At 62.1% G+C, this 15583-nt stretch carries 13 protein-coding genes; 4 read left to right on the top strand and 9 right to left on the bottom strand.

Features of this window, described 5'->3' with window-relative positions; translation table 11 throughout:
* Positions 1 to 147 precede the first annotated feature (147 nt).
* A complete protein-coding gene (gene katG / locus DDE76_RS16210) occupies positions 148 to 2334 on the bottom strand; it encodes a catalase/peroxidase HPI (RefSeq protein ID WP_104894978.1) in 2187 nt (728 codons plus the stop codon).
* Positions 2335 to 2431: 97 nt separating this feature from the next.
* Between katG and DDE76_RS16205 the strand changes: the two genes are divergently transcribed.
* A complete protein-coding gene (locus DDE76_RS16205; protein ID WP_104893819.1) occupies positions 2432 to 3334 on the top strand; it encodes a hydrogen peroxide-inducible genes activator in 903 nt (300 codons plus the stop codon).
* Here the strand turns inward: DDE76_RS16205 and rarD are convergent.
* Positions 3331 to 4275: an EamA family transporter RarD gene (gene rarD, locus DDE76_RS16200; protein WP_104893818.1), complete on the bottom strand. Its 945-nt coding sequence runs from the start codon at positions 4273 to 4275 to the stop codon at positions 3331 to 3333. The genes DDE76_RS16205 and rarD overlap by 4 nt on opposite strands.
* Positions 4276 to 4472: 197 nt before the next feature.
* On the opposite strand from rarD, the gene DDE76_RS16195 reads away from it, so the two are divergent.
* Entirely contained in the window at positions 4473 to 4922 is a 450-nt protein-coding gene (locus DDE76_RS16195; protein WP_157955859.1) for a host attachment protein, read from the top strand.
* 159 nt (positions 4923 to 5081) lie between these two features.
* Here the strand turns inward: DDE76_RS16195 and DDE76_RS16190 are convergent, their stop codons facing one another.
* The 5 genes from DDE76_RS16190 to ettA form a co-directional block, all read right to left on the bottom strand.
* Positions 5082 to 5924: an alpha/beta fold hydrolase gene (locus DDE76_RS16190; protein WP_104893816.1), complete on the bottom strand. Its 843-nt coding sequence runs from the start codon at positions 5922 to 5924 to the stop codon at positions 5082 to 5084.
* On the bottom strand, positions 5921 to 6259 hold the full coding sequence (locus DDE76_RS16185) for a hypothetical protein (RefSeq protein WP_104893815.1): 339 nt from the start codon (positions 6257 to 6259) through the stop codon (positions 5921 to 5923). The genes DDE76_RS16190 and DDE76_RS16185 overlap by 4 nt, the downstream gene beginning before the upstream one ends.
* Before the next feature lie 124 nt (positions 6260 to 6383).
* Positions 6384 to 6752, bottom strand: a complete 369-nt coding sequence (locus DDE76_RS16180; protein WP_245892012.1) for a response regulator — start codon at positions 6750 to 6752, stop codon at positions 6384 to 6386.
* The gene (locus tag DDE76_RS16175) at positions 6745 to 8187 is read right to left on the bottom strand and encodes a sensor histidine kinase (RefSeq protein ID WP_158672413.1); all 1443 of its coding nucleotides are present in this window, start codon (positions 8185 to 8187) and stop codon (positions 6745 to 6747) included. The genes DDE76_RS16180 and DDE76_RS16175 overlap by 8 nt, the downstream gene beginning before the upstream one ends.
* Before the next feature lie 160 nt (positions 8188 to 8347).
* A complete protein-coding gene (gene ettA, locus DDE76_RS16170) occupies positions 8348 to 10003 on the bottom strand; it encodes an energy-dependent translational throttle protein EttA (RefSeq protein WP_104893812.1) in 1656 nt (551 codons plus the stop codon).
* A gap of 148 nt (positions 10004 to 10151) precedes the next feature.
* On the opposite strand from ettA, the gene DDE76_RS16165 reads away from it, so the two are divergent.
* Both DDE76_RS16165 and DDE76_RS16160 read left to right on the top strand, forming a co-directional pair.
* Positions 10152 to 10973 carry a sugar phosphate isomerase/epimerase family protein gene (locus DDE76_RS16165; protein WP_104893811.1) on the top strand — a complete coding sequence of 274 codons (822 nt, stop codon included), beginning with the start codon at positions 10152 to 10154 and terminating at the stop codon, positions 10971 to 10973.
* A 66-nt stretch (positions 10974 to 11039) separates the two neighbouring features.
* A complete protein-coding gene (locus DDE76_RS16160; protein ID WP_104893810.1) occupies positions 11040 to 12671 on the top strand; it encodes an alpha-amylase family protein in 1632 nt (543 codons plus the stop codon).
* Here DDE76_RS16160 and DDE76_RS16155 read toward each other — a convergent pair.
* On the bottom strand, positions 12668 to 13351 hold the full coding sequence (locus DDE76_RS16155) for a DUF2461 domain-containing protein (protein WP_157955858.1): 684 nt from the start codon (positions 13349 to 13351) through the stop codon (positions 12668 to 12670). The two genes, DDE76_RS16160 and DDE76_RS16155, sit on opposite strands and share 4 nt — an antisense overlap.
* Positions 13348 to 15519, bottom strand: a complete 2172-nt coding sequence (locus DDE76_RS16150; RefSeq protein WP_198650935.1) for an FdhF/YdeP family oxidoreductase — start codon at positions 15517 to 15519, stop codon at positions 13348 to 13350. The genes DDE76_RS16155 and DDE76_RS16150 overlap by 4 nt, the downstream gene beginning before the upstream one ends.
* Between the last annotated feature and the right edge of the window lie 64 nt (positions 15520 to 15583).

Here is a 15583-nt window from a genome sequence, read left to right as displayed (position 1 = left end):
GGGGCTGAAGGCGGGAGATCGGATTTGATTCAAATTCTATGCAATTGCCGCTTTGCCCTTGTGCACCTGACCTTTTGCGCGATGCGCGAGACAAAAAAGCCCCGGGGAAAACCTCCCCGGGGCCGGCAGGACTGACCCTGAACGGATTTAGCGCAGGTCGAAGCGATCCGCGTTCGTCACCTTGGTCCAGGCGGCCACGAAATCCCGGGTGAACTTGGGCGCCGAATCGGCCTGGCCATAGACTTCGGCAAAGGCGCGGAGCTGGGAGTGCGAGCCGAAGATCAAATCGACTCGTGTGCCGGTCCATTTCAGCTCGCCGCTCTTGCGGTTCCGCCCCTCATAGACACCCTCTTCATCCGCCTTGGGCGCCCAGACAATGTCCATGGTCAACAGGTTGCGGAAGAAGTCATTGCTCAGCGTTTCCGGGCGATCGGTGAGAACACCGTGTGCGTTGAGTCCGGTCTTGAGCACGCGCAGGCCGCCGAGCAGGACGGTCATCTCCGGACCGGTCAGACCCAGGAGCTGGGCGCGATCGACCATGGCCTCTTCGGGTTGCATGAAGGTGCGCTGGCTGTAGTAGTTGCGGAACGCATCGGCGCGCGGCTCGAGCGCGGCAAACGAGGCCGCATCGGTCTGCTCCTCCGAAGCGTCCATGCGACCCGGCGTGAACGGCACGGTGATGGCCTGGCCACCGGCATGTGCGGCCCGCTCGATCGCGGCACAACCCGCCAGCACGATCAGATCGGCCAGCGAGATCTTCTTGCCGCCCGCGGCCGAAGCGTTGAACTCGGCCTGAATGGTTTCGAGCTGTGCCAGCACCTTGGCGAGCTGGGCCGGCTGGTTGACCTCCCAATCCTTTTGCGGGGCGAGACGAATGCGCGCGCCATTGGCGCCGCCGCGCTTGTCCGACTTGCGGAAGGTCGAGGCCGAGGCCCAGGCAGTCGAGACCAGTTCGGAGACGGACAGCCCCGAAGCCAGCACCTTGGCCTTGAGATCGGCGATATCGGCGTCGTCGACCAGCGGATGATCGACAGCCGGGATGACGTCCTGCCAGATCAGGTCCTCGGCCGGCACTTCCTTGCCCAGATAGCGAACCTTGGGGCCCATATCGCGGTGGGTCAGCTTGAACCAGGCGCGGGCAAAGGCGTCGGCGAACTGATCCGGATTTTCCAGGAAGCGGCGCGAGATCTTCTCGTAGGCCGGATCGAAGCGCAGCGACAGATCGGTGGTCAGCATGGTCGGGCGATGCTTCTTTGAGGCATCGAACGCGTCGGGGATGACGGCATCATCGGTCTTGGCGACCCACTGCTTGGCACCGGCCGGGCTCTCGGTGAGCTCCCATTCATAGCCGAACAGGTTCTCGAAGAAGAAGTTGGACCACTGCACCGGGGTCTGCGTCCAGGTGACTTCCGGACCGCCGGTGATGGCATCGGCACCAACGCCAGTGCCGTGCGTGGACTTCCAGCCCAGGCCCTGATCTTCTAGATCTGCGCCTTCCGGATCAGCACCCACCAGCGATGGATCGCCGGCGCCATGGGTCTTGCCGAAGGTGTGGCCACCGGCGATCAGCGCTACGGTCTCTTCGTCGTTCATCGCCATGCGGGCAAAGGTCTCGCGGATGTCGCGCGCCGCCAGCACTGGATCTGGATTGCCGTTCGGACCCTCGGGATTGACGTAGATCAGGCCCATCTGCACGGCAGCCAGTGGTTCCTCAAGCTGGCGTTCGCCCGAATAGCGGCTATCGCCCAGCCAGGTGCCTTCCGGGCCCCAATAGAGCTCTTCGGGCTCCCAGACGTCGGCGCGGCCACCGGCGAAACCGAAGGTCTTGAAACCCATGGATTCGAGCGCGACATTGCCGGTCAGGATCATCAGGTCGGCCCAGGAAATGGCGTTGCCATATTTCTGCTTGATCGGCCAGATCAGGCGCCGGGCCTTGTCCAAATTGGCATTGTCCGGCCAGGAATTGAGCGGCGCAAAACGCTGCTGGCCCATGCCGGCGCCACCGCGCCCGTCGGTGATACGATAGGTGCCGGCGCTGTGCCAGGCCATGCGGATGAACAGGCCGCCATAATGCCCGAAATCAGCCGGCCACCAATCCTGGCTGTCGGTCATCAGGGCACGGAGGTCTGCCTTGACCGCATCGAGATCGAGCTTGCTGAATTCCTCGGCATAGTCGAAATCCGGGCCCATCGGGTCGGACAGGGGCGAATTGGTGTGCAGCACCTGCACATCCAGCGCCTCGGGCCACCAGTCGCGATTCTTCGGGCCACGCCCTGCACCACCGTGCGGGAACGGGCACTTGCCGGCTTCGGGTTTGGGATTGGGATCGGTCATGGCGGGGGCCTCCTGAATAGACATGAACGCGTTATAGGGGGGTGACAACCATTAGGCCAATCGATAATTCTTCCTAATCCAATAGGAAAAACTAATTGTGACGATCACCCTGAAACAGATGCGCTATGCGGTCGCTGTCGCCGAGGCCGGTCACTTCGGCCGCGCCGCCGAGGCGTCATCGGTCACCCAACCGGCATTGTCTCAGCAAATTCTGACGCTTGAAAGTCTTTGCGGCACACCCCTGTTCGACCGGCTCAAGGCGGGGGTGCGCCCCACCCCGTTTGGGCGGGAATTCGTCACCATGGCCCGCGAAACCCTCAAAAGCGCCGAAGCGCTCGAGGCCTTCGCCATTGGCCGCACCGGCAAGCCTGCCCGTGCCCTGCGCTTCGGCCTGATCCCGACCGTCGCGCCCTACCTGCTGCCGGAAATCTTTCCCGCCCTCACCCGCGATCTGCCCGGGCTCAAATTCACCATCAGCGAAAGCCGCACCGAGGCCCTGCTCGATAGCTTGCGTGATGGAAGCCTGGATATTGCCCTGATTGCCACCGAACCGGGCGGGGCCGGGCCGCGCCTCGTGGACGCACCGCTGTTCGAGGACAATTTCGTGCTGGCAACGCCCAGCGGCGAAACGACGAAGCTTCCGGTCAGTCTGGCCGCCCTGCCCCCGGAGCGCATCTTGCTGCTTGATGAAGGCCACTGTTTTCGCGATCAGACAATCTCGGCCTGCCGGCTGGACACCGAGCGCGGTGCCAAGACCTTTGCCGCAACGTCGCTGTCGACCATCGTGGAATTCGTCGCCAATGGTCAGGGCGTGACCCTGCTGCCCCAGATTGCCCTGCGCAAGGAAGCCAGCGATCCGCGCATCGCCGTGCATCCGCTGAACGACCCGGCAGCAGGCCGGCAATTGCGGCTGGTCTGGCGCGAGGCGACGCCCTTTGCTGCGACCTTCCAGCAGATCGCCGATGTGATCCGCAGCATGCGCGGCGAACCGGCAGGCTAGGCAGTCATGCGACGGCGCTGGCTATAGCTGTCCCAGGAAAACACGATCAGCGACACCCAGATCAACGCAAAGCTCAGCAGGCGCAGCGCATTGAGCTCCTCGCCGAACATCAGGATCGCCAACAGAAACTGGATCGAGGGCGCCAGGTACTGGAACATGCCAATGGTGGTCAGCCGCAGCCGCCGGACGCCATAAGCAAACAGCAAGAGCGGCACAGCCGTTGCCGGGCCGGTGGCGATCAACAACAGCATCAGGGTGGGATCAGCGTGAACACCCACACCATTGCGGACGATGTCGAAGATGACATAGCCCATGGCGAGTGGCGCAACCACGAGAGTTTCAGCGAACAGCCCCGTCGCCGGGCCGGTTTGTGCGGTCTTGCGAATGAAACCATAAAAGCCGAACGAGAAGGCCAGGCCCAGGGCAATCAGCGGCACGCGCCCGATGCCGGCGGCCTGGATCAGGATGGCCACGATGGCAATGGCAATGGCGATGGTCTGCATGCGGTTCTGCCGCTCGCCCAGGAAAACCATGCCGATGGCCACGCTGACCAGCGGATTGATGAAATAGCCGAAGCTGGCCTCGAGCACCTGCCCGGTTTCCACCGCCCAGACATAAAGCAGCCAGTTGCACACCAGCAGCAGCGCCGACACAGCGATCACCCGCATGCGCCGGAAATCCATCAGGACCGACCGGATTTCCGCAAAACCCGCGGTAACGGCGAGAACAATCGCCAGTAGGACCAGCGACCACAAGGTCCGCTCGGCGACAATCAGCACCGAGCCGGCCTGGTCGAGAAGGTGAAACAGGATCGGCAGAAAACCCCAAAGCAGATAGGCGGACAGAGCGGCAACAACGCCTTTTCGCGTCTCGGCGGCATCGGCCTGCCGCTGCGTGACGGTCTCTGCAGCCAGCTCGGGCGCTTGTTCTGGAAGGGTCATGGCGGGACTCCGCACCACGATGCGGGTGCCCGTTCCTGTACCAACCCGAAGGCGCCATGGCCAATCAGAGTTTGTGATCGGCAACCCTTGCAAAGGTGATGGCGAAGTTCCAACCTTTGCCGGTGTCGGACGTTGGCCTTGAGAAGCGCCGGCAATGCTCGCGCGCTTCGGACCCGTCCCTATACGAGGAGCAGCAGATGAAAAAGACAGTGACCTGGATCCTGATCGCCGATGGAACACAGGCCCGCGTGGTGGAGCACCTGGGTCCCGGTAAGGGACTCACCACCGTCAAAGGTCTTGATTGGTCCATTCGGCCGCTCCAGACTCAGGATATCAACGCTGATCGACCTGGCCGCAGCTTCTCTTCGGTCGGACCTGGTCGCAGTGCGATGGAGCCCAAGACAGACCCCGCAGATCATCGCGAGGCCGAATTCGTGCGCTCGGTCGCCCATGTCATGGAAGACAAGGCCAAGGCCGGAGCCTATGACCGATTGATCATCGCCGCCGCGCCAATTGCACTGGGCAATCTGCGCAAGGCGCTGTCCGATCATGTCAAGAAAACCGTTGTGGCCGAGCTCGACAAGGATTTGACCAATGTCCCCACGCCACAATTGGACAAGCATCTGGACGGCATCATCGCCGTCTAGGCGGCGAGCGTAACTTCTTTAACGAATTACAGAGCCTTACCGCGCTTTCCGGAATCAGTCTCGACAAGAGTTGAATCAGATTGTCAGGGCGCAGATTCAATCTCTGAGGCACTTGAATCAGAACCAAAGCCAGGCGGCGCGATCTCTTGCATCGCGCCGCTAGTCGTCTGTTTCGTCGTCGCTTTCCTCGCCCGAAAAGGCATCGAGAAACTGTAGCAGCACCGAATTGACCAGCCCCGGCTTCTCAATGCTGGGAATGTGCGCCGCTCCTTCCAATACCACGCCGATGGCGTTGGGCATGGTCTCTGACAGGGTCTCGTGCCGCTCGACCAAGGCGGTAAAATCCTCATCCCCGACAATCAGCAGGGTGGGCGCCGCCACGGTCTCCATCCGGCTCCAGGCGTCCGGCGAAACCTCTTCCTGGGTCAGCTCCGGCTTGCTGAGCACAATAGCGTTCATATCCAGGAACAGCTCGCGTACGGCGCCACCAACTCGGCCATTCTGGCTGCGTGGCCCATCGAGCCATTCATGGGCCTGAACGCGATTGAGCAGATCAATGTCGCCGCGTTCCCAAGCGTCTTCCTCGGCCATTTCGATGGCGCTTTCTTCCGCTGTGGCACTCCAGGGGGCACCGTTGATCGACGTGCCTATCAACACCAGCCCGATCACGCGCCCGGGATAGGCGAGTGCAAAATCGACGGCCAGCCCGCCACCCATGGAACATCCCACCAGAATGGCGGCATGGATATCCATTTCCTCGAGCAGGGCCTCAAGATCTTCGAGATGGCTGAACGGCTCGTCTTCACTGGTGGTTTCGCCATAACCGCGCCGGTCATAGGCAATGGCGTGCCAACCCCTGGCGGCGACCGCGTCCATCTGGTCGAGCCACATGCGCTTGTCGCAGACACCGGCATGGAGGAACACGACCGGAAGCCCCTCCCCCTGTTCGAGACCGCTCAGCGTAGCGCCGCCGATCTCCAGAGTGAAAGGCTCGGTGCTCATTGCTCCAGGGCCGCGCAGAATTTCGTGCCGTCCTTGTCGCCCAGCCAGCAGCCTGGCTCGCCCTCGACGGGCACAAACCGGCCCAGTTCCTCGGGGTAACGGCCCGGTTGTGGTTCAGCGGCAATGAGATAGCCCAGGCCCTCGCCATCGGCTTCATGCGCAAACACGAAAGTTTCTCCACTCGGCAGGGCAAAGGTAATGCCACCGCCATCGACAGTCACGTCGCAATCAAAAGGATCCAGGCCCGTGATTGAGCATTGCCCCGGCGCAGCAAGTGCCGGAACGGCGAGGGCAAGGCTGACCAGCAGCACCGCCCCCGTCACCAAATTCTTCATACAGTCCCCCAAGAACCGATCTGCAAGGAGCTTGGCTCCATTCAGGGCACTCTATTGCAGAAAGCCCAACAAACCCAACGCTTTTCACATGTCAATGGAGGATTGGTAAAGGCCGGCCGGCAAGTTAGACGTCTGCCCCGAGCAGACGATCCAGCGCCCGTTCAATATCGGCCTGGCTATAGGGCTTGGCGATGACGGCATGATCCTGCCATTCCGGCGGCAGGCCGTCGCGTCCATAGCCGGTGGCAAACAGGATCGGCACCCCGCGCTCGCGCAGGATTTGTGCTGCAGGGAACACCTTGGCGCCGCCGATATTGACGTCCAGAATAGCGACATCGAGGGCTTCGACACTGCTGGCCAGCCGCTCAGCTTCGGGCAAGCGCATGGCCTGAGCCGCAATGCTCCAGCCGAGTTGCTCCAGAATATCCTCGAGATTGATCAGAACCAGCGTCTCATCCTCGACGACAAGTACGCGGCGTCCGGCACTAGTCAAATCGTGCCTCCTGCTCAGCATAGGCCGTCGCAGGGATCGACAACCGCGCCCGAAGTCCGTTCTGATCATAGTTCAAATCCAGGCCGCCACCCAATTCGCCTGTTACGACCATGCGCAAGAGCCGGGAGCCGAAACCTTGCCGCACCGTCTCGGCCGGTGTTGGCCCATTGCGCTCTATCCATTCGAGGACGAGCTGCCCCTCTCCGTCCCGATGCCAGCGAACAGCCAGATTGCCCTCGGGCACCGAAAGGGCACCGTGCCGGGCCGCATTGGCCGCCATTTCGTGCAGCACCAAAGCCAGCGCCACGGTCGTCTTGGCGTTCACCACCAGCGCAGGGCCGCCATAGTCGACTTGTTCGTCGCCAAAAGCACTCAACTCCTGGCATACCAGGTGCCCGAGTTCGGCATCATGCCAGTGGCGATCGCTCAGCATGGTATGGGCGTTGGAAAGCGCCATGATCCGGGCCTCGAGCGATCGCCGTGCCTGGGCGAAATCGCTGGTGCTGCGCAGGGTCTGGCTGGCAATGGACTGTACGGTTGCCAGGGTGTTTTTCACCCGGTGGTTCAACTCATCAATCAGCAGACGCTGCCGGCGGGCGGCCCGCACCGCCTCGGTACGATCCATGCCCTGCACGAAAACGCCGGTAATATTGCCCGCGCCGTCGCGGATCGGATTGTAGGAAAAATCGAGGAAGGTTTCCTTGGCCGGCTGTCCGGGTTCGTTTTCCAGCATCACGCGCGCGCTTTCGGCGGCGTGCACGTGGCCTTCGGCATAAACCCGGTCGAGCAGCGCTACAAAACCCTGCTCGACCACCTCGGGCATGGCCTGCGCAATGGCCTGGCCAATCACGTTCCGCCCCCCGATCAGCTTGATGTAGGAATCGGAGGTGAAGGTGAAGACATGGCTAGGGCCGGACAGCACGGCAAAAAAGGCCGGTGCCTGCTGGAACAGCCGGCGGAACTCGGCGCTGGACGCCTCGGTCTCGCGCGTGCGCTCGATCAGGCGCGTGGCCGCCGAAATCGAGCCATAGGGCAGCGTCGTCGCTTCGCGCATTCGCACCAGTTCGGTGACATCCACCGTATTCTGCATCACATGCTGCACGGTGCCGTCAGGACCGGTGAGCGGCACATGCACGGCAGTCCAGTAGCGATTGGTGACAGTGCCGTCGGCTTCGGTGATAGGATAATTGATATAGGCCAGCGTGTCCGGCTCGCCTGTGGCCAGCACCCGCTCGAAGGATTGGCGCAGGCGCTTGCCGGCTTCGCCCTCATTGGGAAACAGCGCAAACAGGTTTTGCCCCTTGAGGCGGTCGAACGGCGTTCCCACCACCTGCTGGTAAGCCGCATTGGCGGCGACGTAGCAAAGATCGCGATCCAGGATCATGAACGGGCTGGGCAGCGCCTCGAATATGCGCGCGAAATCCAGCTCAGCCATATATCGGTTATCCCCCATATGCATGCCGGGAACTGCATCCCGATCAAGGCAATTGAACGCGGCGGCATCCAGCTGGTTCCATCGTGAAGAAGATTTTCTTCCCGGCACTGGGATGATGGCAAGAAAACGGAGCGCAGCTTTCGCCGCGCCCCGTTGTGATTTACCGCGTCAGCGGCTTGTAGGTTGCCCGCCGTGGATTGACGGCATCGGCGCCCAGGCGACGGACCTTGTCGGCCTCGTAGTCCTGGAAATTGCCCTCGAACCATTCGACATGACTGTCCCCTTCAAAGGCCAGCATGTGGGTGGCAAGGCGATCAAGGAACATGCGATCGTGGCTGATGATGACGGCGCAACCGGCGAATTCCTCAAGCGCTTCTTCGAGCGCGGCCAGGGTTTCGGTGTCCAGATCGTTGGTCGGTTCGTCGAGCAGCAGGACGTTGGCGCCGGACTTGAGCATCTTGGCCAGGTGAACGCGATTGCGCTGCCCGCCCGAGAGGTTGCCCACCTTCTGCTGCTGGTCACCGCCCTTGAAATTGAAGGCCGAGGTATAGGCGCGGCTGTTCATCTCGCGCTTGCCCAGCATCAGGATGTCGTCGCCTTCGGAGATTTCCTCCCAGACCGTCTTGTTGGGATTGAGCGCATCGCGGCTCTGGTCGACATAACCCAGATGCACGTTTTCGGCGACAGTGACGGTGCCGCTATCGGGCTTCTCCTGGCCGGTGAGCATCTTGAACAGGGTCGTCTTGCCAGCGCCATTGGGGCCGATAATGCCCACAATGCCGCCGGGCGGCAGCTTGAAGGAAAGATCATCAATCAGCAGCCGGTCGCCAAATGACTTGGATAGGTTCTCGACCGTGATGACATTCTGCCCGAGCCGCTCGCCGGGCGGGATGATGATCTGTGCGGTCTGGGACTGGGTGCGGGCCTCGTTGAGCTTGACCAGCTCGTCATAGGCCTTGATACGCGCCTTGGACTTGGACTGGCGCGCCTGCGGGGACTGGCCCATCCATTCGCGCTCACGCTCGAGCACCTTGGCGCGGGCCGCGTCCTCGCTCTTTTCCTGCGCGAAGCGCTTCGCCTTGGCCTCCAGATAGGCCGAGTAATTGCCTTCATAGGGCACGCCGCGGCCGCGATCGAGTTCGAGAATCCAGCCCGTGACATTGTCGAGGAAGTAGCGGTCGTGGGTGATGATCAGCACCGCGCCCTCGAACTCGCGCAGGTGCCGTTCGAGCCATGCCGTGGTCTCGGCGTCCAGATGGTTGGTCGGCTCGTCCAGCAGCAGCAGGTCGGGCTTGGACAGGAGCAGCGCGCAGAGCGCCACGCGGCGCTTTTCACCGCCCGAGAGGTTGGTGACGTCGGCGTCGCCGGGCGGGCAGCCAAGTGCCTCCATGGCAACCTCGACCTGGGATTCGAGATCCCACAGATTCTGCGCGTCGATGACGTCCTGAAGCTGGGTCGCCTCGTCGGCGGTCTCGTCGGAATAATTCATCATCAACTCGTTGTAGCGGTCGACGATGTCCTTCTTTTCCTTGACGCCCATCATCACATTGCCCAGCACGTTGAGCGCCGGATCAAGCTGCGGCTCCTGCGGGAGGTAACCAACCTTGGCGCCATCGGCAGCCCAGGCTTCGCCCGAAAACTCGGTCTCGATGCCGGCCATGATCTTGAGCAGGGTCGACTTGCCCGAGCCATTGGGGCCGAGAATGCCGATCTTGGCGTCGGGGTAGAAGGACAGATGGATATTATCCAGCACCTTCTTGCCACCGGCATAAGCCTTACTCATTCCGTGCATGTGATAGATGAACTGGCGCGCCATGGGCGATGAACCTCTTGAAGGGTGTTCGGGGATTGGCGCCTATGTAGGCCAAGCGGCCTTGCGGAGCAACGGGGGCCATGTGGTCACGGAGGCGTCATCTGCGCCCACTAAGCAGGTCCCGCCCGACACACTGCTCACGAGCCTTGCCATGACCCGACCGTTGCCCACAATTGGCGCCGCCCTTTTTGTCGACGATCTGGAAACGCTTGCGCCCTGGCTGATCGAGGGGCAGCGCGACGTGGAAATCCAGGACTTCATTTTTCCCGAGCGGCTGGACGGCGACTGGCAGATGCAGGTCGATCGCGCCCGCACTCTGCTTGACGGGCATACGGGCCGCCTGGGTATCCACGGCCCCTTCATGGGCTTTTCCATTGCCACACCTGACCCCGCCATTCGCGCGGCGGTAAAACAGCGCCTGCGCCAGGGTCTCGACATCGCCGTGGCCCTGGGTGCCACGCAAATGGTCGTCCACAGCCCCTACACCACCTGGAGCTACAACAATCTCGACAAGGATTTCGGGGCCCGCACGCGGATGACCGAATATTGCCACCTGACCATGGGCGATGCTGTCAGGCAGGCGGAAGACCATGGCATTACCTTGGTCATCGAGAATATCGAGGACAAGGACCCGATGGACCGGCTGCATCTGGCCAATAGCTTCGAAACGGACGCGGTTGCTGTCTCTATCGATACCGGCCATGCGCACTATGCCCATGGCACCACCGGCGCGCCCCCGGTTGACTATTTCGTGACGGCGGCCGGTGACCGTCTGGCCCATGTCCATGTGCAGGACGCAGACGGCTATGCCGACCGCCATTGGCGGCCAGGCATGGGCACGGTCAATTGGCACGCGGTTTTTGCGGCCCTTGCCACCCTGCCACAGTCGCCGCATCTGGTGCTCGAACTGGCCGATAACAGCCAGTTGCGCGCCGGGGCCGACTGGCTGATCGCGCAGGGGCTGGCGCGCTGACAGCAAGGCCAGGTGGAACAAATCCACCCGCGCGTCGGTTTGTCCTGAAAGCGTCAGGACCTATGCATGGCCAATCTCTGGTACAAGAACGCAATCGTCTATTGCGTCGATGTCAAAAGCTTCATGGATGCCAATGGCGACGGCACCGGCGATTTCGTCGGGCTGGCCGACAGGCTCGATCACCTCGAGCGGCTGGGCGTCACCTGTATCTGGCTCAATCCATTCTACCCGTCACCACGACGCGACAATGGCTACGACATCTCCGACTATTACGGCATCGACCCCGCGCTTGGGACGCTGGGGGATTTCGTCGAGTTCATCGAAGCGGCCAAAGATCGCGGCATGCGGGTGATTGTCGACCTTGTCGTCAACCATACCTCCGACCAGCATCCCTGGTTTCAGGCTGCCCGGACCGACCCGAACTCGCCCTACCGCGACTGGTATGTCTGGCGCGACGAAAAACCGGACAATATCACCGACGGCATTGTCTTTCCCGGTGTGCAGAAGGCCACCTGGACGTATGACCGGACCGCCAAGGCCTGGTACATGCACCGCTTCTACAAGTTCCAGCCGGACCTCAATACGGCCAATCCCGCCGTGCGGCAGGAAATCCTCAAGATCATGGGGTTCTGGCTGGCGCTGGGCGTGTCAGGCTTTCGGGTTGATGCCGTGCCGTTTCTGATTGAGCCGCGCGGCGTGCTGACGGACAAGCCGGTCGTCGACCCCCATGCCATGCTGACCGAGATCCACGACTTCCTGTCCTGGCGCAAGGCCGAAGCCATTCTGCTGGCCGAGGCCAATATCAGCTACGAAGAAGCACCCGACTATTTTGCCGCCGGAGACCGCATGACAATGGTTTTCGACTTTGTCGGCAACCAGCAATTGTTCCTCTCCCTGGCCCGCAAGACCGCCGCTCCCCTGCGCCGTTCGTTGGCCGCGCGGCCCGACCCGCAAGGCATGGGCCAATGGGCCGTCTTTCTGCGCAACCATGACGAGCTGAACCTGGGGAACCTTACCGAACAAGAGCGCGAGCAGTGTTTCGCCGCCTTCGGGCCCGAACCGGACATGCAGATCTATGACCGCGGCCTGCGGCGCCGGCTCGCCAGCATGTTCGATGGGGACGAGACGCGCCTGAAAATGGCGTTCTCGCTATTGCTGGCCCTGCCCGGCACACCTGTCATCTGGTATGGTGACGAGATCGGCATGGGGGAAGACCTGGCCCTGCCCGAACGCGAAGCCGTCCGTACGCCGATGCAATGGTCGCCAGGGCACAATGGTGGGTTCTCGGAGGCGCCGAAAGACGAGCTTGTCCGGCCGGCGATCGACAGCGGCAAGTTCGGCTATCATCACATCAACGCCGCGATGCAGACCCAGCACCGCAATTCGTTCTTCCATGCCATTGCCGATATGGTGTCGGCACGCCGCTCGTCGCCGGAAATCGGCTGGGGTGGTGTCGATATTGTTGATGTGGGGGACGATGAATTGCTCGTGCTCTCCAGCCACTGGCGCGGCAATCGAGTGATCACCGCCCATAATTTTGCCGGCACGCCCAAATCATTTCATCTGGCCGATGAAGGTATCGAAGAACTCATGCCGATGCTGACCGATTCACCGACCGGACCGATCAAGGGCGATGGCGAAATCGCGCTGTCCGCCTATGGCTATTGCTGGCTGCGCTGCAATGGCGAGCGACGCTAAAGTTCGGTCTTGAGCCACTGCCCGATCGGCCAGGTGGCAGCGAAATGCTGCGCGCAGAGATCGGCAAAGCCGGGCGCAAAGGCTACCGCGCCGGGCAAGGTGATGGTCGCGGTCAGCCCTTCAAACAGCAGATATTCGGCCCGGTCCGGATCGGCCTCGAAACCGCGCGGCGGCCTCTTGCGGGTTTTCTCGCCAATCTCATACGCGCCTGCGGCCCGCACCGCCGTGATGGCGGCCTGCAGCGCTTTGCCCGAGCGAGGCAGCACCACGGCATGGCGGAAGCTGTCGAGCGTGTCCTTGTCGAAGTGGTGCATGCCGGTACCCAGCAGCACCTGGTCGGGCGTAATGCGCAGATAAAAGCCGGGATTGGCCCAGCCCTTCTTCTCGCCATGCCAGAACCAGAAATCGAGATGGGTCTTGTAGGCCCGCTTGTCCTTGGAGAACCGCACATCGCGATTGACCCGCATGATCGAGCCATTGATGCGCGGCTCGGCATGAACCTCGGGCGATATCGCTTTGAGCCTTGGCGCCATTGCCTGAACGAACGCCTTGCCCGCTTCCACGTAGCTCGTGTCGTAGAGCGCCCGGTTTTCCTCAAACCAGGCCTTTTCATTGTGGTCCGCGATGCCGACGAGAAACTGTCTCGTCTCCTCGGGAAAATGCTCGAACTGCGCGCTCACCCTGCCGATACCTCCACGGGCACGGACTTGAAGGCGGGGGTCTTGCTGCGCGGATCGACCGCCTGCCCCACCAGGACGTTGGCTTCCGGATAATAGGCCAGCACAGAGCCCGGCGGCAGATCGAAGCGGGTGGCAATGCCGCGCATTTCTCCGGCGTCCGACCGGACCATCACGGCCTGCCCCTCGACCAGTCCGCGCGCGGCCATATCCTCTGCACTGAGAAAAATCGATTGCCGCCCGGCCTGGCCACGATAGCTGTCGGTTTCCTCGTAGATGATCGAATTGAACTGCCCCTCGCTGCGCATGCTGGCCAGCATCAGGCGGCCAGGCCTTTGCTCGGGTACAGGGGTCACCACGAAATGCGCCTTGCCATCTGCCGTGCCGAATGTCGGCGCATGCAGCACCCGATTGCGAATGTGGAACTCGCGCTTGGCCACATCGATATCGGCCAATTCCTCCATGCCAGGCACAATGGCAGCGATGGCATCGCGCAGTTTTGCATGAGCGGAGAAGGCAGAAAAATCTATGGGCGAATGCGGCAGCATGCGCTTGCCCAACTGACCCAGGATCCAGCTTTCCGGGCGCACGGTTTCGATGCGCCGAATGCCGCCATCGGACAGGCGCACGAAGTTGAACATGGATTCCTGCGTGGTCGGCTCCCATTCCTCGTCGCGCGCCGTGACCGGCAGGATCATCATCTCCCCCTCGCCCACGCCATGCACATGGCCCTGATTGAGCGTGGTGGTGAGAAACAGCTTGAAGCCGATATTGGCCATGGCGCGGCTGGAAAATGCCGTATCCGGCGTCGCGGCCCAGAGATTGCCACCCATGATGACAGCGGCGTCGATCTCGCCGGCAGCGGCCTTTTGCATGCAGGCCATGGTGTCGAGCCCCTTTTCCTCTGGGAAGTTGACACCAAAGGCCTCCTGCATGCGATCGAGCACATCGCGCGCCAGCACCGGCTTGACGCCAATGGTGCCGATGCCCTGCACATTGGAATGGCCGCGCAGGGGCAACAGTCCGGCAAAGCGGCGCCCGATCATGCCGCGCAGCAGCGCCAGATTGGCGATGGCCTCGACATTGGCGACGCCATGGACATGGTGGGTCATGCCCATGCCCCAGGCAAACACGGCATTGTTGGCGCGGCCATAGGCGGCGGCCACGCGTTCGATTTCGGACCGGTCGAGGCCACAGGCGGCGGTAATTGCATCCCAGCTCAGCGCATCCAGATCCGCCTTGAAGCCCGCGAAATCCTCGGCGTGCGCCGATATGAATCCGCGGTCTTCCGTCCCCTGTTCGAGGACGGCCTTGCAGAGGCCCTTGAACAGCGCAATGTCGCTGCCGATGCGCGGCTGCAGATAGTCCGACGCGATCTCGCTGCCGCCCTTGAGCATGGACATTGGCGATTTCGGCACAGCGAATTTCACCAGCCCCGGCTCCTTGGCCGGATTAATGACGATGACCTGCCCGCCCCGCTCGCGGCAGTTCTTGAGCATGTGGATGAAACGCGGATGATTGGACGAGGGATTGGCGCCGATGACGAAGATCAGGTCGGCGCCGGTCAGGTCTTCGAGCTCGATGGTCGCCGTGCCGGTGCCGATCGTTGTCTTGAGCCCCTCGCTGGTGGCTTGGTGGCAGTAATAGGAGCAATTGTTGACATTGTTGGTGCCATAGGCCCGGGCGAGAAGCTGGAACAGGAAACCCGCCTCGTTGGAGGAGCGGCCCGAGGAATAAAAGAAGCTGCGCTGCGGATCGGTCTCGGCCAGCCGATGGGCGGCATGGTCGAGCGCCGCATCCCAATCCAGTGGTTCGAAGCGACTGGCGCCGGCGCGCCGGAACAACGGCGTGCCCAGTCGACCCAGAGATTCCATTTCCTTGCCGGTCAACTCGGCCAGATCGTCAATCGTATGCTCGAAAACCAGCGCGGGAATGGGCGGCTGGATATCGGTGGACTGGGCCTGCACCGACTTGTTGCAGACCGACGGAAATTCGCCCAGCTCATTGGTCATGCCACCCTGCTGACCGCCCATGCCATAGGCACAGGCCTTGCAGGTGTTCCTGGCGGTCAGCGCCTTGGTGGCCTTGCCCACCCCGATCCGGTTGATGGTCGAAAGGGTATAAAGCACCTTCTTGGGGCCGCCGCCCACGATATGGCTGGTATCGGTCAAATCATTTCTCCTCGCCCCATTGTTCGCCAGCGGCGGGCATTGGGGCAAGGGAAATGCTTGCGCG

The sequence above is a fragment of the Devosia indica genome, from assembly GCF_003056405.1.
In the GTDB taxonomy this organism is placed as follows: domain Bacteria; phylum Pseudomonadota; class Alphaproteobacteria; order Rhizobiales; family Devosiaceae; genus Devosia; species Devosia indica.
Note: the sequence above shows the minus strand (reverse complement) of the source record. Positions and strands in the feature narration are given on the sequence as shown.